The organism is Paraburkholderia megapolitana (assembly GCF_007556815.1).
GTDB classification, from domain to species: Bacteria; Pseudomonadota; Gammaproteobacteria; order Burkholderiales; family Burkholderiaceae; genus Paraburkholderia; species Paraburkholderia megapolitana.
The window spans coordinates 975,482-998,371 of record NZ_CP041743.1 but is presented as its reverse complement, the minus strand read 5'-3'; the positions used below and the strand labels follow the sequence as shown (position 1 = coordinate 998,371).

At 60.2% G+C, this 22,890-nt stretch carries 17 protein-coding genes; 9 read left to right on the top strand and 8 right to left on the bottom strand.

Going from position 1 to position 22,890, the window contains the following annotated elements; all coding sequences use genetic code 11:
• Positions 1–48 precede the first annotated feature (48 nt).
• Positions 49–714, top strand: coding sequence for a cephalosporin hydroxylase family protein (locus tag FNZ07_RS04195; RefSeq protein ID WP_091011737.1), 666 nt, complete (start codon positions 49–51; stop codon positions 712–714).
• Here FNZ07_RS04195 and FNZ07_RS04190 read toward each other — a convergent pair.
• From FNZ07_RS04190 to FNZ07_RS04170, 5 genes are all read right to left on the bottom strand, one after another.
• A complete protein-coding gene (locus FNZ07_RS04190) occupies positions 671–1,876 on the bottom strand; it encodes a glycosyltransferase (protein ID WP_091011736.1) in 1,206 nt (401 codons plus the stop codon). The two genes, FNZ07_RS04195 and FNZ07_RS04190, sit on opposite strands and share 44 nt — an antisense overlap.
• A 7-nt stretch (positions 1,877–1,883) precedes the next feature.
• A complete protein-coding gene (locus FNZ07_RS04185; protein ID WP_091011735.1) occupies positions 1,884–2,936 on the bottom strand; it encodes an asparagine synthase-related protein in 1,053 nt (350 codons plus the stop codon).
• Positions 2,933–3,739: a GTP 3',8-cyclase MoaA family protein gene (locus FNZ07_RS04180; RefSeq protein ID WP_322788643.1), complete on the bottom strand. Its 807-nt coding sequence runs from the start codon at positions 3,737–3,739 to the stop codon at positions 2,933–2,935. Before FNZ07_RS04180 ends, FNZ07_RS04185 begins: the two co-directional genes overlap by 4 nt.
• A gap of 67 nt (positions 3,740–3,806) precedes the next feature.
• On the bottom strand, positions 3,807–4,799 hold the full coding sequence (locus FNZ07_RS04175) for a phosphotransferase enzyme family protein (RefSeq protein ID WP_091011733.1): 993 nt from the start codon (positions 4,797–4,799) through the stop codon (positions 3,807–3,809).
• Complete coding sequence (locus FNZ07_RS04170; RefSeq protein ID WP_091011732.1) at positions 4,800–5,549, bottom strand: class I SAM-dependent methyltransferase; 750 nt, start codon at positions 5,547–5,549, stop codon at positions 4,800–4,802. It lies immediately after the preceding gene.
• A 244-nt stretch (positions 5,550–5,793) separates the two neighbouring features.
• Between FNZ07_RS04170 and FNZ07_RS04165 the strand changes: the two genes are divergently transcribed.
• From FNZ07_RS04165 to FNZ07_RS04155, 3 genes are all read left to right on the top strand, one after another.
• Positions 5,794–6,486, top strand: a complete 693-nt coding sequence (locus FNZ07_RS04165) for a M24 family metallopeptidase (protein ID WP_211367881.1) — start codon at positions 5,794–5,796, stop codon at positions 6,484–6,486.
• Between the two features lie 94 nt (positions 6,487–6,580).
• Positions 6,581–6,985: an ASCH domain-containing protein gene (locus tag FNZ07_RS04160; RefSeq protein ID WP_245811476.1), complete on the top strand. Its 405-nt coding sequence runs from the start codon at positions 6,581–6,583 to the stop codon at positions 6,983–6,985.
• Between the two features lie 184 nt (positions 6,986–7,169).
• Positions 7,170–7,784, top strand: coding sequence for an aminoglycoside phosphotransferase family protein (locus FNZ07_RS04155; protein ID WP_211367879.1), 615 nt, complete (start codon positions 7,170–7,172; stop codon positions 7,782–7,784).
• A 22-nt stretch (positions 7,785–7,806) separates the two neighbouring features.
• Here the strand turns inward: FNZ07_RS04155 and FNZ07_RS04150 are convergent, their stop codons facing one another.
• Positions 7,807–8,193 (bottom strand): VOC family protein, encoded by a 387-nt coding sequence (locus FNZ07_RS04150; protein ID WP_091011730.1) that lies wholly within the window; start codon positions 8,191–8,193, stop codon positions 7,807–7,809.
• 535 nt (positions 8,194–8,728) lie between these two features.
• On the opposite strand from FNZ07_RS04150, the gene FNZ07_RS04145 reads away from it, so the two are divergent.
• A complete protein-coding gene (locus tag FNZ07_RS04145) occupies positions 8,729–15,262 on the top strand; it encodes an autotransporter-associated beta strand repeat-containing protein (RefSeq protein ID WP_211367877.1) in 6,534 nt (2,177 codons plus the stop codon).
• A 57-nt stretch (positions 15,263–15,319) separates the two neighbouring features.
• Here FNZ07_RS04145 and FNZ07_RS04140 read toward each other — a convergent pair whose 3' ends face one another.
• Entirely contained in the window at positions 15,320–15,895 is a 576-nt protein-coding gene (locus tag FNZ07_RS04140) for a helix-turn-helix domain-containing protein (protein WP_091011728.1), read from the bottom strand.
• Positions 15,896–16,360: 465 nt separating this feature from the next.
• Here FNZ07_RS04140 and FNZ07_RS04135 point away from each other — a divergent pair, with 465 nt between their 5' ends.
• Together FNZ07_RS04135 and FNZ07_RS04130 are read left to right on the top strand one after the other, a co-directional pair.
• Positions 16,361–17,779: an aminotransferase-like domain-containing protein gene (locus tag FNZ07_RS04135; protein WP_091011727.1), complete on the top strand. Its 1,419-nt coding sequence runs from the start codon at positions 16,361–16,363 to the stop codon at positions 17,777–17,779.
• Positions 17,780–17,995: 216 nt separating this feature from the next.
• Positions 17,996–18,898 (top strand): S66 peptidase family protein, encoded by a 903-nt coding sequence (locus FNZ07_RS04130; protein ID WP_245811475.1) that lies wholly within the window; start codon positions 17,996–17,998, stop codon positions 18,896–18,898.
• 39 nt (positions 18,899–18,937) lie between these two features.
• On the opposite strand, the gene FNZ07_RS04125 is transcribed toward FNZ07_RS04130, so the two are convergent.
• A complete protein-coding gene (locus FNZ07_RS04125) occupies positions 18,938–19,849 on the bottom strand; it encodes a LysR family transcriptional regulator (protein ID WP_281250542.1) in 912 nt (303 codons plus the stop codon).
• Between the two features lie 238 nt (positions 19,850–20,087).
• On the opposite strand from FNZ07_RS04125, the gene FNZ07_RS04120 reads away from it, so the two are divergent.
• The gene (locus FNZ07_RS04120; protein ID WP_091011724.1) at positions 20,088–21,383 is read left to right on the top strand and encodes an MFS transporter; all 1,296 of its coding nucleotides are present in this window, start codon (positions 20,088–20,090) and stop codon (positions 21,381–21,383) included.
• The gene (locus tag FNZ07_RS04115) at positions 21,383–22,858 is read left to right on the top strand and encodes a M81 family metallopeptidase (protein ID WP_091011723.1); all 1,476 of its coding nucleotides are present in this window, start codon (positions 21,383–21,385) and stop codon (positions 22,856–22,858) included. Before FNZ07_RS04120 ends, FNZ07_RS04115 begins: the two co-directional genes overlap by 1 nt.
• Positions 22,859–22,890 lie beyond the last annotated feature (32 nt).

Below are 22,890 nucleotides of genomic sequence, written 5' to 3'. Positions count from 1 at the left end.
CTCATACTCGTTGCCTTGATCATGTCTGATGAGCGAATTTCGGCCCGCATGCGGGACATCAATATCGAATGGCTGACGCGTGCAGCCGAATTCGATCACCTGTTTCAGACGCGCTGGCTCGGTGAGCGGTTCTTTCACCTGCCCGGCGACATGCTCGCCATCCAGGAACTGGTCTGGCGCGTACGCCCCGAATGTATCGTACAGACGGGCATTGCGGCAGGCGGTGGCGTGGTTTTCTCCGCCTCGATGCTCGAACTGGTGGGCGGCGACGGCCGCGTCGTCGCCGTCGAGCCGCGTCTGCGCGAAGAGGTCAGGCAACGTCTGCAGGCGCATCGCCTTGCCCATCGCATGGTATTGATTGAAGGTGAATCGTGCTCGGCCGCGACGTTAGCGGCGGTTCGGGAACGGATCGAAGGTTGTTCGTCCGTGATGGTGATCCTCGATCTGACGCATACCCACGAGCATGTTTTGCGCGAACTCGATAGCTACGCCGGACTGGTCACGCCCGGCAGTTACGTCATCGTCATGGACACCATTATGGAATACCTGCCCGAGCGGATGTTCGATGGCAAGCCCTACGGACGTGGCAACAATCCCGCCACTGCCGTGCAGGCATTCCTCGCTCGCGACGAGCGCTTCGAAGTCGATGGCGAGATCGAAGACCGCGTGCTCATGACGTTGTCGCCCGGCGGTTTCCTGAAGCGAGTTCGCTGATCAGGCTGGCGGCTTGTGCCGATCCGTCGCGTTGGTAGCTGGCCGCAATCTTTGCGGCGTGCTCGCGCAGCGGACCAGGACGCAGCAGATCGCCGATTGCATCGGCGATGTCCCGCACGGTTGCGCGTTCCAGATCCAGACAGCGTCCAGCGCCTGCCTGTTCGACGAAATGAGCGGAGTGGAACTGGTCGTTGCAAAACGGCGATAGCAACATGGGGACGCCGCATGCCAGCGCTTCCATCACGGAGTTGGCGCCGCCATGGTTGATGAATGCCTGCGTTCGTTGCAGCAGCGCCAGTTGCGGTGCATAACGTACCGCGATGACGCGATCGTCTACTGTAGGCAATAGATCGCTATCGATCAGTTCGCCAACGGAGAGCACCAGTTGCGCAGATGTTCCGCGCGTCGCTTCGATGACCTTGGCGAACAGCTCCGGCTGATAGTAAAGCTGGCTGCCCAGCGACATGTAGACGAGCGGCCTGGCAGAGTCGAGGCGTTCCCACGGAAACGGCGTCTCGTCGCCGCGCGGGCCTGTCGGCAGCGCCGGACCGACCAGTTCGACACCTTGCGGTGCCGTACCGACGAGGTCCTCGGTGGTGAAGGCAAGCGTCAGATGCGGGGAGAGGATGTCGCAGCCGCGAAAGCGCGCTTCGAGCCCATAGCGCGCGAACAGACGGTCGCGCTCCGGTGCGAGCCATCGCACGGTGCGCAGCAGGTCCGAGTCGAGATCGTCGGGCAGCACGGGGTTTAGAGAATTGGACATCGCGACCCACGGCAGTCCCTCCAGCTCCGCCGCGATCGCCGACGCGTAGAGCAGCGGATCGATCACCACCACATCGGGTTGCCACTCCCGCAGCACTACGCGGATGCCGTCCACCTGTGCGGGTGTGTACTCGATCAGCAGCGTGTGGATCCAGCGTCGCAGCCACGCGGCATCGCGAATGTTCGCGGCGAAGCTCGCGCCGCGCGACAGATCGTGGCGCTCGGGCGTTTCGCGTGGCCCGAGGAATGTGAACGTGCCGGCATGGTCGAGCTGCGCGCTGATATCGGCGGGCGCGTAGAAGGCGACTTCGAAGCCCGCGGCCCGCAGATGCTGTGCGGGGCCGATGCAAGGGTTGACGTGGCCTTTCTCGGGCACCACGCAGAACAGGATCCGTTTCATAGTCGATTTATACCGGGCGACGCGTCGCGCCCAGGTGGTCCAGGATGAGTGTCAAGGTCGTCCACAGCACGCGTTCGGTGTCCGGTTGCAGCGTGGGAGCGGGAAGGTTCAGCGTTGCGGCGAGCGCAGGTATGCGGTCACGTTCGAGCAGCGGGTCGAGGTTCATCGCGGGTGCCAATCGGCCTCGCTTGGGGCCGTGTACGAGGCGATCGGGCAGGTTCAGGCGTGCGCCGAGATCGCGCAGGCATTGCTTGTTCGGGTCGGCGGCAAGGCTGATCAGATGTTCGACCACAGGTGTGTCTACGAACGGTGGATGCAGACCCACAGAGGCGGCGCCGAACAACGCGTTGCACAGCGGCAGGTAGTTAGCCGACTGATCGCGGCGCAGCACCTGGTCGGCGCCGTCTCCGGAGATCGCCAGCTCGATGCCGTCCTCGGCCATCGCTTCGGCCAGCAGCAGCTTGGCCACTGGATGCAGGTTGAACATCGGCTCTTCGACAGCGTACGTGGTTCTGGGCAGCGCGGCCACGAAGTCGGCTTCGCTGGCCTGGACGATTTTTACTTTGGCCTGCATGAGGTTCGCCAGCTCGAGCGCGGCGTCGCGCTCGCAATAGTCGGGCATGCCGGTGGCGAGGATGTACGAGGTCACGCGTTGCTGTGCCCCTAGCTCGCGCAGCAGTGCGAGCAGGAGTGCGGAATCGAGTCCGCCGCTCAATGCGAGCGCTACCCGCTTGCCGCTATCGAGCGCTCGTTGCAGGGATTCGCGCAGCACAGTTTCCAGATCGCCGCGCACTGGCTGAGAGGGTGCGTCTTGCACTTCCAGGCCATGTGCTGACTGGATCAGCGCATGGCCTGGAGGAACGGCCAGCACATCGTGCAACACGGTGCGCCCGACCAGACGCTCGCCATTCAGGTAACCGGCGATGGCTGCGACGTCCGGCTCGCCGGCGCTTTCACCGGATTCCCGGAGCAGTTGCGAAATACCACCTGCCCATTTTCCGCTGCGCGGATGGTAGTGCAGGCGCTCAAAGCCGAAGAGGTCTCGCGTGCCGACGATCATGGGTAACGTGCCTTCAAGGCATCCAGTTCGATGCGCTTCATGATCCGATGTGGCGCTTGTGGCGCACTGCCGCCATGACAATGCAGACAGGCATCGAGCGGCGTTTCGCGCTGCAAATATGCCAGCAGCGCGTCGAGCATGCCGGCGTCGTCGCGCAGCGGTAAACCATCGGAGCTGAAGTCCTGCGTGCTTTTATACAACGTCTGAAAATGCGCCGGACGCGTACAGGTGTAGAACATGCCGTCGCGGATCATGTGGCAACGTTCGCGGATCCAGCAGTCGTGATAGATGCGCTGGACTTCGGCGATATCGGTGGCCGGCTGCGCGCGGTTCATCGTCGTGAACGAGTCTTGCACTTTCCAGTTCAGACGTACGTCGAAGCGCGCAGCCTGCGCTTCGATATGTGCGACCAGGTCGGGTGCGAGGCGTGGTTTGGGATAGCGCGAGATCGTCAGGGCATCGACTGCTTGCCAGAAGCCGTCAGGCATCTCGCCGAGTTGCAGGCCATTGGTGGTGACGGAAATGAGCGGTGCAATGCCCGTGTCGCGTACACATCCGATGATCTCGACAAGTTGCGGATGCAACAACGGCTCTCCGCCGACCAGCTTGAAGACGCCGGGGTTCAGAACCTTGGCCGCTTTGCGTAGATCGTCGGCGACCGAAGCCGGGCTCGCGTACCAGGCGGGCAGTAGCGGCGACAATGAGCAACATTCGGCGCAGGTCAGGTTGCAGTGGTCGACGATATGCGCTTCCAGCGAACGTGTCTGCACGCGTCCGCCGTGCACGCGATAGTTGCGCTCCATTGGCGGCGGAAAGATATGCTTTCGGCCGCCAGACGGTGTGGAGCTCGAGGGATCGTTTGCGTTCACGTTAGCTTCCCGGTTCGAGGCAACTGGAAAAGAAATTGACGAGGCGCTCGCGTGCGCCATCCATCGTCGACACCATCGTCATCGCGCCTTGCAGATGCGAGGCAAAGCGCGGTGGATCGTCCAACCAGCCTTGTAGTACCCAGAGTTTGAGCGCGTGTTGCAGGCAGGCGGCGTCGACGGCCCAGACCATGCGTTCGGGGTCCAGTGTCCGGACGCTCAGGTAGGCGCGCACGAATACCTCGGCCGACGCTGACGCCTCCAGCGGCAGATGATTGAGACAACGGACGACCTCGAATTCGCGTGGTGCACCGATGGTTGCTTCCCAGTCGAGGATAACCGGCGGTAGTTTACCGTCGAACACATAGTTGAACTGGTTGTAGTCGTTGTGGATCGGATGCTGCGGATTGTCGACGGGAAAGGCTTCGATGCTGCCGGGGTAGTGCTGGTCGATCATGCGCAGGCAGGCATCGACGTAGCTGCGCACGCTTAAGGCGGTGCTTTCCGGCGGCACACGGTCAAGCGCTTCGATCAGGCTGCGACGCACGTCGTCTGCGTCGATGGCGGTGAGGCGTGCGCCGATCGTGTCGAGTGCCGGCAGGTTCAGGCTATCCAGACTCAGGTGCAACGCCGCCAGGCTCGCGCCGAGCGCGCCCCATTCGGCAGCGGTAAACGTTTCGTAGGTCCGGAATTGCCCTGCTTCCCAGCGCGTCAGCATCGCGTGTGCGTCGTGGCCCGTCCACACGGGTTCGCCGGCAGCCGTGCGTTGCAATGCCTGGATGCGAAAGCGGGAATCGACGTGTGCTTGCAGATGTGCAAGTACGGTGGCTTCTTTCTGTGCTCTTGCGTGCTGCTCGTTGGTGTAGAGCTTGACGGCCATGCTGCCGGCATCGGTCGGCAGATGCCATACGCGCTCGCTGACCTGGCGCGCATGTCCTTCGCGCTTTAGTGCGTAGGCGGCGCAGATTGCATCGAAGGTAGCAGACCGCTCGTTCATTCAGATTTGCTCGGCAGGACCGTAGCGATACGGATGACCGCTCAAGAATGTGTTCTGGCCGACGTAGCGCAGCTTGTACATCGCGGGTCGGAACAACACTGACGGATCGTTGCTGACGATGCCGAGAAGCGGGTACAGATCGCGTCTCACGAAGAAAGCGTTGTTGCCCATATCGTCGCAACAGACAAGTTCATAGCCTTTGTTCTTGCCGAGGTGATAGAGCGACTCGAGGCTCGCGCCGTAGTAGGTCGAGCCATCCCACCCATGGTCGGGATTGAAACACATGACCCAACGTTCGGGAGGGGTGTAGTACGGGTTGTATTCGATGACTACGATGCGAGGCTGGAAGGCATCGAGACCACGCCAGATCCAGTAATCGTTGCCGTCGATATCGATTGAGAGCAGATCGAAATCTTCAGGGACGCCGGCCGTGGCGAGTAGCTCGTTCACCTTGTCGGGCTGGATGCGTTCGTGGCGTAGCTGGACGCTCTGTATGTCGCCGTAGTTGGCTTTGAGTTTTTCGTAACGGTAGCTGCTGCCTTCGACCAGCAAACCCTGCCACCCGCATTCGCGCAGCAGTAGCGCGGTATTGCTGTTGCGCAGGCCATCGCTCGCGCCGATGTCGACGCAAAAGCGGTTCGTCGGTGCGATCCGCTCCATCAGGCGAGACAGGATGCGCTCTTCGCATCCCTGCGCGTACAGGCTGGGTGCGAGGCCGGACAGGTCGACTGGAAGAGGAGAGCCATGCATGGATGTTTGCGCGGCGCGGCGGTTGCTTGATCGGAAGGTAATGTACCTGAAATCGGGTGAGGCGGGACGGGGTGGGGATTCGGATTGTGACTCGCGAATCTGGGTCTAGCCTCGTCTAATGTATAGGCCGCGGTGATTGACGTACGAACCGACCGGTTTCAGTTATTCGACAAGGACTTGCGGATCATCGACAATCGATGGGCGAACGCGTCGGCATGTGCGCCCTGAAATCACGGAGTGAGCTTTGCCAATTCCATTGAATAAGCCCGTTCAGGTTGCGGCCAAAGAGGTCTTGCAACGGTTGGCTGAACACATAACACCCGAGTCGACGGAGGCCTCGATTGCAACAGCAGCGGCGGCTATGCTTGCCGATCGTGGGTACCCGGACACGTGGTACTACAGTTGCCCTGCGCTTGTTTTGCTGGGCTCTCGCAGTAAGGTTTCATTGTCGGGGCGCATCTACGAGCCCGGTAGCGAACCAGTCGGCTTGTGGAACCTGGTGACCGTTGATCTTAGTCCTCGAAGCGGGGATGTCTGGGGCGACTGTGCGCGATCGTTCTACGTCGAGGAAGGTGTCGCGCGCATAGAGCCGGTCTCCCCGGAGTTTGTGTCCGGATATGAGACGGAACGCCGTTTGCATCAGAAGATGCGTCTGTTCGTTCGTCCCGACACTTCTTTTCACGATCTGTATGAATTCGCCAATGAACAGATTCGTGTGGAAGGATTCGAGAACCTCGACTTCCTCGGCAATGTTGGCCACAGCATCTGCGCACGCAGGGACGACCGTCTATACATCGAAGCAGGGAACCATCGACGTCTGGGCGAGGTGGGATGCTTCACCTTTGAACCTCATATAAGTCAACCGGGTGGCCGTTGGGGTTTCAAGCACGAGAACATCTATTACTTTGATGATTCGGGTGCTGTGGTGGAACTGTGAGAACCGGCGAACGCGAATGAACGACCGCCGCCGTCCGTAACGCCGACTTTGCCAAAGGACCGGTTAAGGAAGCTGCGACCCACAAGGATTCAAGATGACCAGAAGAAAGAGACTGACTTTCTGGGGCGCTGACGAAAACGACGACAGCCTTTCGCGCGCCGTCATGGATGGTCGCAAGACCGTTACCGCCGACACGGTCGCGCAGTACTACAAGCCCTACGGCGAATACGGCGACGGCAGTTATGTCCCGGGTGACATGATCGAAGTCTACGATTTGAAGCAGCGCCTTCGCTGCATAGTCAAGGCAACCAAGGTGTACACGATCAAGTTTGGAAGCATTCCAGAAGAAGTTTGGCGTGGCGAAGCATTCTCCAGCGCAGATGAGTTCCGGGAATGCCACATTCGCTGCTTGCCGCATCTGCACCTGCATGACGACTTCGAGTTTGTGACGTTGCATTTTGAGTTGGTCGAGGTCATCGCACGCGAGATCACGGCCTGACATCGCACCTGCCCGATGGTGCCAGCGAGACGGAGCTGCGCAGAAACACATGCACGATGAAACGAATCCAGTCGAACTCCCGCTAAGCGGAGGCCGATATACCGCAGGTGTCGTCCGCGTCGGAGATACCGTTCGCCGACCAGCCAGCTCGTCTTCGCCCTTTGTTCGAAGCCTCCTCCTGCACATGGAAACCGTCGGATGCCAATGCGTGCCTCGACATTTCGGTCAGGACGAATCTGGCCGCGACGTGCTCAGCTTTTTGCCAGGATGGGTGCCGCAGAAATTCCAGTACTTCGAAGACGAACAGATTGCTGCGGCAGGCGCGATGCTCCGATCGTTTCATGACGCCACCCGCGGGAGCGATCTAGCGGGTGCGCAAGCAGTCGTGTGTCACCACGATCCCGGGCCGAACAACACCGTCTTTCAGAACGGGTTACCGGTGGCCTTCATAGACTTCGACTTCGCCAAGCCGGGAGCGATTCTCGAGGATGTGGGTTATATGGCCTGGACGTGGTGCGTCTCATCCAAACCAGAGCGAGGGCCTGTCGAGCGACAGGCCGCGCAGTTGCGAGTACTTGCCAACGCGTATGGTTTAGCGTCTCAGGATCGTCCCGGGCTCGTGACTGCAATGCTTCAGCGCCAGGCCCAAAACATTGTGTTCTGGAGCGAGCGAATCGATGCCTTCGAAGGAATTCCGACAAGCTCTGCGGAAATCCGCGAGCGTGTCGATTGGTCCCGACGTGAAATGGAATTCACCGGCGCCAATAGAGGGCTGTTCTTGAGCGCGATCGGGGCTTAACCACTCACTCGCGTGCGATCGCTCAGCCGGGCAGATGACAAACCGCCTCAATATTGTGCCCATCCGGATCCAGCACATAAGCACCATAGTAGTCGGGGTGATAGTAAGCACGGATTCCCGGCGCCCCGTTATCACGCGCACCCACGGCGATAGCCGCTTGGTAGAACGCATCGACTGCCGCCCGGCTATCCACCCGAAACGCAATGTGAATGGGCGGGTGGTTCGGCGTGCCCTTACCAATCCAGAATTCCGCCTTCCCCGGCGGCCCGAAACCCGCCACATCGGTGTCGCCGGTCACGCTCGCAGGAATTTCCATGATCTTGACGATACCGATGGCGCCCAGCGCCGCCGTATAGAACGCGAGACTCTTCGAATAGTCGCTGACTGTCACACCGGTGTGATCGATCATCTTTTCTCCGCTGATTGTGTGTTGTCCGGAACGGCAAGAGTACCCAAGAATCCCTGCAAAAATGAACCAGAAATTCAATGAAACGCTGCATACATTTTTATCACGCTCAATTAATCATCTGACGATAACAACGAGCACTTGTTTACGTTTTCCGTCTCAACATATTACAGATTTCATACTCACTAAAACAGGTCGTTTCCGCTAAGAAAAATGCTACTCTCGCGCTGAACGACCGACCGCGACTGACCGCGTTTAAGACGCAGTCCGATCGTTCTAATATTCGAAAAAGAATGCATTAAATCGTCGACCAGAACGATTGCGACAAGAACTATAAAGCCAGCCTACGAGGCGAGAGAGCGTCCCATGCAAAAAGGGGACCTCATGACGATGACAAAGGCGAAGGCGCACCCGCTTGCGGGCCGCTTTGGAGGACAGTCGCATGAACAGGATCAGGGGCGTTGTACATCAACGGCGGGTTCGGCATTTTCGACTGAATCGCCTCGCTAAAAGCGTCTTGCTTACCTTTGCGCCGACCATGGCGTTGTCATGGATCAGTCACGCTGCGTACGCTCAATGCGTCACAGCCGGCACGACGATTACCTGCGCTACCGGTTCCAACACCAATAGCTTTTCCAGTTCCATCAGCGACGTGACCGTGAATGTGCAAAGCGGCGCGGTACTGAGCGTTCCGCCGATCGTCGGCGGTTCGTCGCTGACCTTGAACGGCAATGGCATCACCCTGAACAACCAGGGGTCGATCGATCCCACCACTAATGGCGGCTTAAGCCTTGCGGCTAGTGGCGCGGTGCTCGGCAACAGCGCTGCCAATACGATCAACGTCAACAACCTGAGCGGCGGCGCTATCAAAGGCCTCGTCAACATTGCGTCGCTGATGGGTTTTGGCGGGCAGGCATTGGTGGTGCAAAACGGCAGCGGCGGCGTGACGACAATCCAGAACAGCGGCAGCATCGGAATGTCGATCTTCGGCGTCGGCACTTTCACCACCGCCGATGCTCCCGCCGTCCTGAGTTACGGCGGTGGTCAGGTGAATTTCACCAACTCCGGCACGATCACCGGGCGTATCGGTCTTGCGACACCCACCGCACACGGTGCAAGTAACACCTTCGTCAACGCCGGCACGATCAACGGCAGTCTTTATCTTGGCGACACTGCCACGGGAAATACGTTTACTGCGGTATCGGGATCGAGCGTCAACGATGCTGGCGTTGCCACCGCCGGCACGATCACAGTCGATGCTAACACTGTCCAGTTTGCCGCTGCGGGCAAAGTCGACGGCGGTATCGGCAGCGGCAACACGCTGATTCTGCAAAACTCGGCGACCGGTACAGGCTCCGGCACGAGCGGACCGGTTACGACCATCAACGCCGCCTCCTACCTGGATTTCCCGAATCTCATTGTCAATAGCGGGACGTGGAACCTGCAGGGTGCGATCCTCAGCGCAGGCGCGACGCTCAATGGCGGGTTGGTCAATATCAACGATGGAGGCGTGTTTGGCGCCGGTACGCTGATCGCCAACGGTGGAGCCCTTGGGTCCAGCGTGGCGGGACTGACGTTGGCCAACGCCGTATCGTTGAATGCGGGAGGTCTTGCGCTTGGAGGTTCCAATGCCTTTACGCTGAGTGGCGCGATTGCCGGCAGCGGTGTATTGACCGATGCCGCCACCGGGACGGTGACCTTGTCGGGAAGCAATACTTTTACCGGAGGCGTCGTCCTCAGTGCGGGCGGACTGCTGCTTGGAAATAATGCCGCGCTGGGTACGGGTGCGCTCAACGTTACCGGCAACGCAACGCTGGATGGCACAGGCGCAATAACGCTGGCCAATCAGGTGGTCCTCGGGGCCGGCGCCGCATTGACGTTGCCGAGCAATCAGACGCTGGTACTCAATGGCGTGCTTTCGGGCAGCGGGAGCCTGATCAAGAGCGGTGCGGCTACCGTGACACTCAATGGTGCCAACACGTTTACCGGTGTCGTCGACATCAACGCAGGCACGTTGGCGCTGGGCAGCGGTGGCAGTCTTGGGGGAGACAACGCGGTGACCCTGGGAGGGCCCGGCGCCGGCTTCGATATCTCGGTGACGGGAAATCAGGCCATCGGTTCGCTGGCGGGTACCGTGGGCACTACCGTGATGCTCGGCGCCAACACGCTGACGCTCGATGGCACTAGCGATGCCACGTTTGCCGGCACGATCAACGGAACCGGCGGGCTGATCAAGAACGGCCCCAGTACGCAAACCTTCAATGGCCCGAACGTTTTCAACGGAGATGTCACGCTGAACGCGGGTGGCCTGCAGGTGGGGGACAACGGTGCGCTCGGATTGGGTCGCCTCGATGTGAATGGCGCAGCTACGCTTGCCGCCAGCGCGAACAACGTCAATTTGAACAACAACGTAATACTGGGCGCGGGGGTGGGACTCACCGTGCAGGGAGCGAATGCGTTCACGCTCCTTGGCGTGATTTCCGGTGCCGGCAATCTCATCATCAATGGCACGTCGACGCCTACCGTGACCTTGTCAGGCATCAATACGTTCACTGGGGGCGTCGTCCTCAGTGCGGGCGGTCTGCTGGTCGGCAGCAATTCGGCACTGGGGACGGGCACGCTCAGTGTTACCGGCAACGCAACGCTCGGTGGCGCGAGCGCAACGACGCTGGGCAATCAGGTGGTCCTCGGGGCTGGTGTTGCATTGACGTTGTCCGGTACCCAGAGCCTGGTGCTCGACGGCGTGATTTCGGGCGCCGGAAGCTTGATCAAGAGCGGCACAGCTATCGTGACCCTCGACGGTACCAACACGTTTACCGGCGGCGTCGAGATCGACGCAGGTACGTTGGCGCTGGGCAGCAGTGGCAGTCTTGCGGCAGACAGTGCAGTCAACCTGGACCAGCCCGGTGCCACCTTCGATATTTCAGGCGGCGGAAATCAGACGATCGGTACGCTGGCTGGTGGTCTCGGCAGTAGCGTGACGCTCGGCGCCAACACGCTTACGCTCGATGGCGCCGGCGATTCCACGTTTGTCGGTTCGATCAGCGGAACCGGCGGGCTGATCAAGAGCGGGACCGGGACAGAAACCCTTGACGGCGCCAGCACATTCAGCGGAGGCATTGCGCTGGACGCGGGCGGTCTGCTGGTGGGCAACAACAGCGCATTGGGAACCGGCTCCCTGAACGTGAATGCCGCGGTTACGCTTGGCGCCAGCGCGAACGGCGTGGATCTGGGCAACAACGTAGTGCTGGGTGCGAGCGCCGGGCTCACCGTGCAGGGCGGTAACGCCCTCACGCTAGGCGGCGTGATCTCCGGCGCCGGTAGCCTCACCATGAACGGCACGTCGACGCTTACCGTAACGGCCGAGAACACCTATACCGGCGGCACGAACATCCTGTCGGGCACGTTGGCCATCGGCGCAGGCGGAAGCCTGTCGGCGACGGGCGCGGTGACGCTGGCAGGAAGCGGCACACTGGATATTTCCGGAGGCGGCAATCAGACCATTGGATCGCTCGCGGGCACATCCGGCGCGGTCAATCTCGGCGGCAATAGCCTGACGCTGAACGGTGTGGGCGATAGCAGCTTCGGCGGTGCGATCAGCGGTGCGGGTGGTCTGGTCAAGGATGGTGCTGGTGTGCAAACGCTGTCCGGACCCAATACGTTTAGTGGCGGGGTGACGCTCAATGCCGGAGGATTGATCGTCGGTAACGACAGTGCGCTTGGCACGGGTGCCCTGACGGTGGGCGGCAATTCGACACTCGATTCCAATAGCGCGATTACCCTCGGTAACAACATCGTTCTCAATGCGGGGCTCACGGTGGAGGGCACTAACGCGCTGACACTCAACGGTGCGCTGTCGGGCACAGGGAGCCTCGTCAAGGACGGCTCGGCGACGTTGACGCTCAATGGCAACAACACCTACACAGGCGGCACGTTCGTCAATTCCGGCACGCTGGCTTTGGGCGCCGGAGCGAGCCTGGCGAGTACCGGTACGGTCGATCTGACGTCCGGGACGACGCTCGATCTTTCCGCGGGTAACGGCACGCAGATAGTCGGTACCTTGGTTGGCTCCGGCGAAGTCAACCTCGGTGCCGACCAACTGGTGGTGGGGAGCGCGAATGACGGGGTGTTCGGTGGGTCGATTGCCGGTACCGGCAGTTTGATCAAGCAAGGTACGGGCACCGAAACGTTGACTGGCAACAGCGTCTTCACCGGAGGCACCACCATCGATGCCGGCACACTGACGATCGGCGCGGGCGGCAGCCTCTACGCAAGCGGTACGGTCGATCTTGCTGCCGCGGGCGCCGCTTTTGATATTTCCGCGGGCGGCAATCAGTCGATCGGTGCCTTGAATGGCGTTGCCGGCAGCAGCGTGGCGCTCGGCGCCAACACGCTGACGCTCAACGACACCAGCAACGGGAACTATGGCGGTGCGATCACGGGCACCGGTGGGCTGATCAAGACCGGAGCCGGTGTGCAGACGCTGGGCGGTGCAAGCACGTTCTCAGGCGGCGTGACGCTCGAGGCCGGTGGTCTGATGCTCGGCAACAATACTGCGCTTGGCACGGGCGCGCTCAACGTCACCGGTGGCGCGACCCTGGATGACAGTGCCGCATTGACCGTTAACAACAATGTCACGCTTGCCAGCGGTGTAGCGCTAAACGTGCTCGGCTCGAATGCGACGACGCTTGGTGGTGTGATCGGCGGTGCAGGCAGCCTGATCAAGAGCGGTGCGGCGACGCTGACGCTGACCGGCGCCGATACGTTCACCGGTGGCACGTCCATCACGGCCGGTATGCTGGCGCTCGGCGCGGGCGGCAGCCTGTCTGCTACGGGCGCGGTGGCATTGAGCGGTACAGGTATATTCGATATCTCCGCGGCCGGCAACCAGGCCATTGGTTCGCTGGCGGGCACAACCGGCAGCGTGAATCTCGGCACCAACACGCTGACGCTCGGTGGTGTGGGCAACACGAGTTTTGGCGGTCTGATTGACGGTTCCGGTGGGCTCGTAAAGGTCGGTAGCGGTGTGCAGACCTTGAGCGGCGCAAATACGTTTACCGGCGGTGTGGCGCTCAATGCGGGCGGTCTGGTGCTGGGTAACAGCGCGGCATTGGGCAGCGGTGCGCTGAGTGTCGGCGGCGCGGCCTCGCTGGATGCGAGCGTCGCTACCGCGCTTCCGAACAATGTGAAGCTCGCTTCGGGTAGCGCGCTCGATGTACTGGGCAGCCAGGCGCTGACGCTCAACGGCCAGATATCCGGCGGTGGAGCCCTGACCAAAGACGGCAACGCCACGCTGACCTTGAACGGCGCCAACACCTACACCGGCGCCACGACGATCAATGCCGGTACGCTGGCCTTGACTGGCACCGGCACCATCGGCAGTGCGAGCGGCGTGGTCGATAACGGCGTGTTCGATATTTCCGGCACGACGAGCGGTGCATCCATTGCGAATCTGGCGGGAAACGGCGCGGTTGCGGTGGGCAAACAAACCCTGACGCTGACTAACGCAAGCGGCACCTTCAACGGTACGTTCAACGGTAGCGGCAACATCGTGAAGCAAGGCGCGGGGACGATGGTGTTCGATGGAACAAGCGCGTCGTTTACCGGCACGACCGCGATCGATGCGGGCACGCTCGAAGTCGGCGATATCAACACGCCCGGTGCGGTGCTGGGCGGCAACGTCACCGTCGATGCGAACGGTACGCTGCGCGGCCATGGCACCGTGAGCGGCGATGTGACCAGCAATGGCGGCACGGTTGCGCCCGGCGGCACGATCGGCACGCTTACCGTTAATGGCAACTACAGCCAGGCGAGTAACTCGACGCTCTCTATCGAAGTCAGTCCCACTGCCGCCTCGCTGCTGAAGGTTGGCGGCGCAGCGACGCTCAACGGCGTGCTGGCGCTCACCTACGACCCCGGCACCTATAGCGCGACGCAGTACACCATCGTCTCGGCTGCGAACGGAGTCAGCGGACGCTTTACCAGCACGACGGCTACCGGCGCGAATCTCGGCACGCTGCAACAGTCCGTGACCTACGGCGCCAACAATGTCCAGCTTGTGCTCGCGAATGCGACCGGTCCGGGTAATACGGGTCCGGGCAATACCGGGCCCGGTGGTTCGACGAATCCGGTCGTCGTTGCACCGGTGGATACCAGCATCTACACGGCGGTGGGATCGATCGCCTCGCTCGATGCCCAGGCGCTGAACGCTGCACTGCTGGACCGGATGGGGCGTGCGTCTGCTGCAACGGTGGCTGTGCCGGATGGCTGGATCAATGCCACGGGCACGCATACGAATGTCGGTGGCGCGAACGGCGAGCCCGGCTTCCAGGCCAACCAGTACGGTTTCCTTGCAGGACTCGACCAGCGCCTCGGGGACTACACCGTGGGTGTCGCCGCAGGCTACACCCACACCGATATCGACGAGCAGAACACCGGCGATTCAGGCGCCATCGACACGCTGCGCGCGGCGCTGTATGGCAACCGCTGGCTCGGTCCGGTAGGCGTGTCGGCTACCTTGGGCTACGGGCTCGACTTCCTGTCGCAGAAGCGGCCGTTCGGCACGCCCGGTACCGCGCAGGGCGACCATACCGGTCAGGAACTGACGGCAGGTGGACAGGCTAGCTTGCCGCTGACGCTCGGTAGTTTCGTGATCACACCGCGCATCGGGCTGCGTTACGCGTACTTCCATGGCAATGGGTTTGGCGAGAGCGGGGCAGGCGGGCAGGATCTGAACGTCGGAACCGACAACGTGCACAGCTTGCAGCCCTATGCCGAGGTGACGATCGACAAGGCGTTCGGCGATGCGATGCGGCCGGTGAATGTGCAACTGCGACTCGGATACGCGCATGAAGTACTCGACGCGGGTCGCTCTGTTACGGTGACGTCGCAGGATGGGACGCTGTTTACCGCGCCGGGTACGAGTTTGCCGCGTGGGTATCTGACTACGGGCGTGAGTGTGAGTATGCAGCCGACTAAAGCGCTGACGGTGTCGCTCGGTTATGACGCGCTGATTAATACCACGCATGCGTCGGCGCAGGCGGGGAGTGTGAAGGTGGGGTATCAGTTCTGAGCGGCGCGGGGTTCGGGTTTGAAAGACGTGGGGAAATCTTCGGCTTTCCCCGAACCTCTAAAGCAACCGCGGCGTACCCACCCAAAGCGCAAGTGCCTCAACGCACTGACTATTCATCCATTCACGTGGCAGCGCAGACGAGTAATGTGCGCTGTCTCCCGCTTGCAATTCAAACGTCTCGCGTCCCAATGTCAGCGACACCTCGCCGGAGATAACGTACAGAAACTCTTCGCTCGCCCTGGTGAGCATCTCGCCAGGTTGCCTTTGCCCGGGTGGGAACCTGACGAGAACAGCCTCGAGTTGTTGAGAGCTCGATTCACGTGTGAGCTGCGCGAACAGGTTCGCCGATTCCGCAAACTTAAAAAATTTCAGCTCAGCGCTGGAACGCACCGGCTGCCGTTCGGCGGGCGCATTCACAAAGTACTGCACCGCGACACCGAGCGCGCTCGCAATCCCATTCAGCGACCTGATGGACGGCGTGGCAAGTCCTCGTTCAACCTGAGAAAGAAACGGCTTCGAAATACCGGCTGCGGTTGCTGTGTGGTCGAGTGTGCGTTTTAGCCGCTGCCTCAACGCGCGAATTTTGCCGCCGAGCAGGATTGCCGGCGTCGCTTCTTCAAGTTTCGAGAGCATAAAGTAAAGGTGCGTGCAACCACTAGTGCCAGAGATGCCGGATCAATCGCTGCAATCGAGCGGCCTGATCAAGGCGTTCCTGGACCGATTCTTCCGGTGTTGCGTAATCCTGGTTCGAGCATGGTTGCTGCTGGTTCATGATGTGTTTTCCTGTTTTCGATCCGCTTCGTGGTCTAGACATTCTGCGTAACGGCGATATCGGGCGATAGCGGCAGGCACAACAATCTGGACCGTCGCACTGCATCCTTTTTTCCCTCTGTATCCCTCGATCGATCAGTACAGTTAAGGCGCCTGCCGGAGTGCGGTGATTGGCGTGGGGCGCTGTTAGAATTGACTCGGTTGCCGCTACGCCATAGATCCCGCCGTCGTATTGACCGATCCGGCATCAAGCCGTCTTTGATATTCGTTGATGTAAGCCGACACCGGAAACCGTGTGGCGGTGTTCCGAAAACAGGTGGATTACGGATGTGGGATCGAACGACCCGTTACGGCGAGCTTGCCAGTCAACTGCACGAAGAAATCTGCGCAGGGACGTTTCGCCCCGGTGACAAGTTGCCGTCAATCCGCGCCTTATGTTCGCGCTTCAAAGGAAGCAGTGCCACGGTTACGCACGCACTGTACTTGCTGGAAGACGCGGGCCTGATCGCGGCACGCCCGCGTTCTGGCTTCTATGTTCGGGAACGGCGGACAATCGCAGGCTTGCCGCAACAGTCCCGCCGCGAAGTGGTCGCGCAGCCTTCATTGCCGGCGCAGCGCGCCTTGCTTCGCGAACTCGACCGGCTGGAAGTGAAGGATCAGCCCATGCTGTTTGCCATGATCGATCCGGAGTTGTATCCGGTCGTAGCACTGCAACGCATCATGACCGCTCAGGCGCGCCGCAATCCTTCCTTTTTTACGTTGGGAGACATGTGCGCGCAATCGCCGCTCGCGGAACAGCTGGCACGCCGCGGACGTTTAATGGGTTGCAACTGGCGTGCTGAAGACATCACGATCACGCCCGGTGGGAAATTCACCCATCGGGCGCTGCTGCGACTGCTGACCAAACCGGGCGACACTGTTGCAATCGCATCGCCGGCTTCGATGAGGCTGTTACGAGACCTGGATGCGATGGAGCTGAAAGTGCTTGAAATACCCGCTCATCCGGAGCACGGCCTATCCACCGATACGCTCGATTTCGTACTGAAAAGGGAGCGCGTGACGGCATGCGTATTCTCGGCGAACTTTTCGCATCCGACCGGCGGACTGATGAGCGACGAAGCCAAGCGTTCCACTGTCGAGCTGCTGGCAAAGCATGGTGTGCCGCTTATCGAGGACGATCAGAACGGAGAGCTGTATTTTGGCAAGAGCCGTCCGTTGCCTTTCAAGGCGTTTGATCAAACCGGGCAGGTGCACTACATCACGAATCTAAGCGACTTGGTCAGCCCTGGTATGTCTATGGGTTTTGCAGTAACCAACCTGCACAGGCAGCTCGACTTTATGCCGGAGCCTGCGCCGCTCTTTCAGCACACGTTAGCCGCGTTTATGGCGAGCGGCCTGTTTGAGCCACACTTACGTCGTTTGCGTCAGACGCTCGCAGGCTATGCCAAAGCGTACCGGGCAGCCGTGCAACGTCACTTTCCTGTGGAAGCGCGTAGTTATGCGGTTTTGGGTGGCCATTGGCTATGGGTGGAATTGCCACGCGGCTTCGATTCTGAGGCCTTGTTGCGCAGGACGCTCCCGAACGGAATCGCGTTTGCGCCAGGTCAGCTATTTTGTATCGACGGCAGCTTGAATCATTGTTTTCGGCTCAACATGGGTATGCCGCTGGACGAGCGTATCGAACGCAATATTGCGGCGCTTGGGCAACTGATATCGGAAGAGCTGGCGCAACTGCGCATCGCCTAGCTGCGTTTGCCTTCCTTCTGAAGTTCGAATTTCATGAGCGTACAAACAAAAACTGCAATGAATCGACGACACTTCCTGGCTCGCACGAGTGCGCTGTCCATCTCAAGTGCAGCCGTTAGCGGATGTGCTTCTCTCTCTTCTGGCGCGGGGTCGTCTTCTACTGGGTTTGCTATCGCGCCTGTACCGGCGTTAAAGCCAGGTGGAGGGGTGGCTATCGTGGCGCCTGCTTCAACCGCACCGGACAAGGTCGATGAAGCGGCGCGCTGGCTGACTTCACGAGGGTTCGCGGCGCGCGTGATGCCGGCAACGCGTGCTTCGCTAGACGTACCGTTCGAGTACCTGGGCGGCACCGACGATGCACGGCGGGACGATTTGCATGCGGCATTCACCGCACCCGATATCGGCGCGGTGTGGTGTCTGCGGGGCGGTTTCGGCTCAACACAACTGGTCGACAAGATCAACTACGAGCTGTTGCGCGCGAACCCGAAGCCTTTCATAGGCTACAGCGACATCACTGCGCTGCATGTGGCGATCCAACGGCACTCACGCTTCGTTACCTTCCACGGGCCAATGCTGTCGTCCGACCTGCTGATCGACAAGCGGGCACCTACCGAGTCAAGTGTGTTTGCGATGGTTCAGGGAGGCGTGGTGCCAGGAGAATGGATTGAACCTCCAGCGGATTTCACCCTGACCGTACTCGCACCCGGCGTCGCAACCGGGCGATTGGTCGGCGGCAACCTCGCCTTGCTTTGCAGTATGCTCGCCACGTCTTACGAACTCGATACCAAAGACGCGATTCTCTTTATCGAAGATATCGGCGAAACACCTTCGAGAGTCGACCGCTTACTGACGCAACTGCGGCTAGCCGGCAAGCTGGCTACGCTTAAGGGTGTGCTGGTAGGGAGCTTTACTGAGCTCGGCGAACAGCCGAATGACGCCGTCGATCCTGCTTTACTTCATCCGCTGTTGCGCAGGACATTCGAATCGCTCGGCATTCCCGTCCTGACCGGTTGGCCCAGCGGTCATTGCGATCCGAATCTGACGCTGCCGCTAGGCGCGCAGGTGCGGCTCGATACCACAAGGCGCGCGTTGCGACTCGAACAGCCGGTCGCGATCTGAGACCCGTCCGAGCGCTAACACTTCGTCCGCCCAGCAAGACTATGCAGGTGCGCGACTGGCGTCAGCAAATATTCCAGCGCGCTCCTTGATGAACTCCAGAAAAGCTTGCGCCGCTCGCGGCAATGGGCGGTTCTCCTTGATCAGGATTTTCATTTGCGCCTGTTCGAATAGCGGGTTGGCCAACGGCAACGCAACCAGCTTGCCGGAGTTGGCCTCCTCCGTGATCGCCGTGCGAGGAAGAAACGCGCAACCTGTTCCGGATAAAGCAAAAGCCTTCGTGATAGCAACAGAATTCGTCGTGAGAAAGGGCGCGAGACGAACGCCTTCACTCAACGCGACGGCTTGTATAAGTTGTCCGAGCCCGTAGGGTTCCGGCATGATCGCGAAGCGATGAGGCAGAACGTCGCGCAATGAGATGGGCGAGGTCAACGATGCAAGCGGATGATGCGGTGAAACGCATAGCATGACTGGGCGGGATGCGCTGGCACAAATCTGCAGGTCGGGCAGATCGGGCGGGTTGTACGACAATCCAATATGCGCGCGTTCACCCTGTATTTCGCTAATGACGCTGTTGGCTGTCAGCACGAACAGTTGCAGATCGACACCGGGATGCGCTGCCGAGAATGCCGGAATCACCTTTGCGGCTAGCGGCGTGACATAGCCTTCCGTCATGGCTACGTGGACCGTGCCGTGTAACTCGCCCTGCAGGTCCTCCTGGAAACGTTCGGCGGCGATCTGACAGGTGCGGTAGTAGTCGAGTAACCGATGGGCCGCCTCAGTTGGAATAATGCCGTAGGAACGCCGGTGGAACAGTGCGGCACCAATCTCTTCTTCCAGGCGATCGAGTTGCCGGGTAATCACAGATGCCGCAGTGTTCAGGTGATACGCGGCTTCACGTATCGAGGAGTGTTTCATGACCTCGATAAAGTAGGAACGGCGTCGATCATTCATTCTCATGAGATTCATCTAGCATATAAATTGCAGATTAATTACGGTGCGTTGCCTTTTTCGGTTTGGCACGCAACGAAAATAGCTAGCACGCGGCGCACGCCCCCCGACTATATTGATGACCGACTGTTTCCGGAAGAGGGGTGTCCGTTCATCAGCGAGCGCGGCTGGTTCCACGCAGTGGATCGCACAGCGTGGTGGGGCAGATTCCTTGATTCGGGAGAATTTAGTGTTCAAGACAATGGTGGCAGCATCGGGCGGCGAGCAGGCGCAGTTGTTTAGCCGCATCGACAGGCGAATTCTGCTGTTTCTGGCTTTGTGCTACGCGTTTGCGAGCCTCGATCGAACCAACATCGGGTTTGCAAAATTGCAGATGGCCGGCGCGATCGGCCTCGGTGACGCCGCTTACGGTTTGGGGGCAGGCATTTTTTTCCTGGGCTATGTGCTGTTCGAAATGCCCAGCAATTTTCTGCTGACCCGAATCGGGGCCCGTAAAACGCTGAGCCGAATCATGGTCCTGTGGGGACTGACGTCGGTGGCGATGCTCATCGTGCGAAACGAGCAGTCTTTTTATGCGTTGCGGTTTCTGCTCGGGGTGTTCGAAGCTGGATTTGCGCCGGGGATGATCTTCTATCTGACCTGCTGGTATCCACGAACGCAAATGGCGCGGGCATTGTCCATCGTGCTCAGCGCGACGCCCATCGCCGCCATGCTGGGTGGTCCGCTTTCCGGATGGGCGATGACAACGTTAGACGGCGCTTACGGAATGGCTGGATGGCAATGGATGTTTTTGATTGAAGGTGCCCCGGCTGTCATTCTGGGCGTGGTGGCGTTTTTCTATCTCGACGACTATCCGGTGCATGCTCGCTGGCTATCCGACGACGAGCGGCGGCAACTCGATGTTGCGCGGGGGGAACCCAGCACGCCGCGGGCGGCCTCGCTCGCCGAGGTGTCCAGGGTATTGCGAAATCCGAAAATCTACGCGTTGGCGTTGCCGTACTTCTGCATGATCAGTGGACTTTATACCGTCGCATTCTGGCTGCCCACGTTGCTGAAGATTGCAGGCGAAGATAGTACGGTCCGCATCGGTTTTTATTCGGCGATTCCTTATCTGGTTGCCATTCCGGTGATGATGGTGCTAGCCAGAAGGTCTGACCGGCTAGGCGAGCGGCGCTTGCATAGCACGATACCGTTACTGGCCGGTGCACTAGCTTTGGCGGTGGGGACATACGCCATGCATCGATTCACGATCGCACTGGTGTCGATCACGTTGGCGACAGCGCTCGTCTATTCAGCATACGGCGTGTTCTGGGCCATGCCATCTGAGTATCTAAAGGGACCGGATGCGGCGATCGGGATCGCGCTGGTCAATTCGATCGGTTTGCTCGGCGGATTCGTTAGTCCGACCATCATAGGTTGGGCGAAAGCTGCGACAGGCGATATCCGCGGCGGCCTGGCCGTCATGGTCGGTCTGTTGATTGTCGGCGCCATATCCATGGCGATAATGCGCCCTGCCGCGAAGCGCGGGGAGGTGTGATGCGGATTATGCTCGCTGGGTTCCGGCATGAATCCAATACGTTTGCGTCCACCAGGGCAGCTTACGAAGACTTTGTTCATGGTGGGAGCGGGCCGCCATTGTCGCGCGGTGCGGAAATCCTGACGTTCAAGTCATTGAACCTGCCTGTTGCAGGTTTTATGAAGGAAGCGGAAGCGAACGGACACACCTTTGTTCCGTCCGTTTGGGCCAATGCGATTCCCTCTGCGCCTGTCGAACGCGAAACGTTTGAACGTCTCACGAACGAAATTGTGGATGCGGCCCGGCAACATGCGCCCGATGCCATTTACCTCGATCTTCATGGCGCCATGGTGGCCGAGCATGTCGATGACGGTGAGGGCGAGCTGCTGTCGCGCTTAAGAACGGCGATAGGAGGCAACATTCCGATCGTGGCTTCGCTCGACCTGCATGCAAACATGACCGGCCGGATGCTGGATCATGCGAACGGACTGGTCGCATACCGCACCTATCCACACGTCGACATGGCTGAAACGGGGAAGCGCACGGCGCGGTTGCTGGAAGTCATGTTGGGAGGCAAGCCGTTACATCTAGCGGTACGACGCGTGCCGTTCCTGATCCCGATCAATGCAATGAGCACCATGTTCGAGCCCGCGAAAGCCGTGTATGAACGACTCGCCGAGCTTGAAGTGGGAGATGTTGCATCGCTGTCGTTTACGCCCGGATTTCCTGCTGCAGATTTTCCAGAATGTGGCCCGGTTATCTGGGGTTATGGGCACGATGTCGATGCGGTCAATAGAGCCGTCGACGAGTTGTATGAGTGTGTCGTATCGCAAGAATCCCATTGGCGCGTTCAGTTTCTGTCCGCCGACGAAGCTGTCGCCGAAGCGATCCGGATCGCTCGGGGTGCTGACAAGCCGGTCGTCATTGCCGATACGCAAGACAATCCTGGCGCGGGCGGCGACTCTAACACCACGGGAATTCTCAAGGCGTTGGTCGGGCAGCGCGCCGAAGATGCCGTGCTGGGTATTTTTTATGATCCCGCTGCAGCTGGCGCTGCACACGCGGCCGGCGTTGGTGCTGCAATTTCCCTTCGACTGGGGACACAGTCAGGTGACGGCTTTGAGGGAACGTTTCGAGTCGAGCATCTTTCGGACGGCCGTTGCATCTGCCATGGGGAAATGCTGGCGGGCGCAACGATTGAACTCGGACCGACGGCATGTCTGAGCATCGCCGGGGTGCGGATTGTCGTGGCCTCCGCGAAAGTGCAGATGCTGGATCGGGCGTTCTACAAGGTTGCGGGTATCGATCCGGAGACGGCAAAAATCGTCGTCAACAAAAGCTCGGTGCACTTCAGAGCGGATTTTGAGCGCATGGCTGAGGCGGTATTGATTGCCAAGTCTCCAGGCTCGATGATCGCTGATCCCGCCGACATCCCGTGGACGCGACTCGCCCATGGCATGAAGGTCAGCCCGAACGGAAAGGTCTTTGAGTTGTAGTGGAAATGGTGTTTGCCTGCGGCGCTGGCACC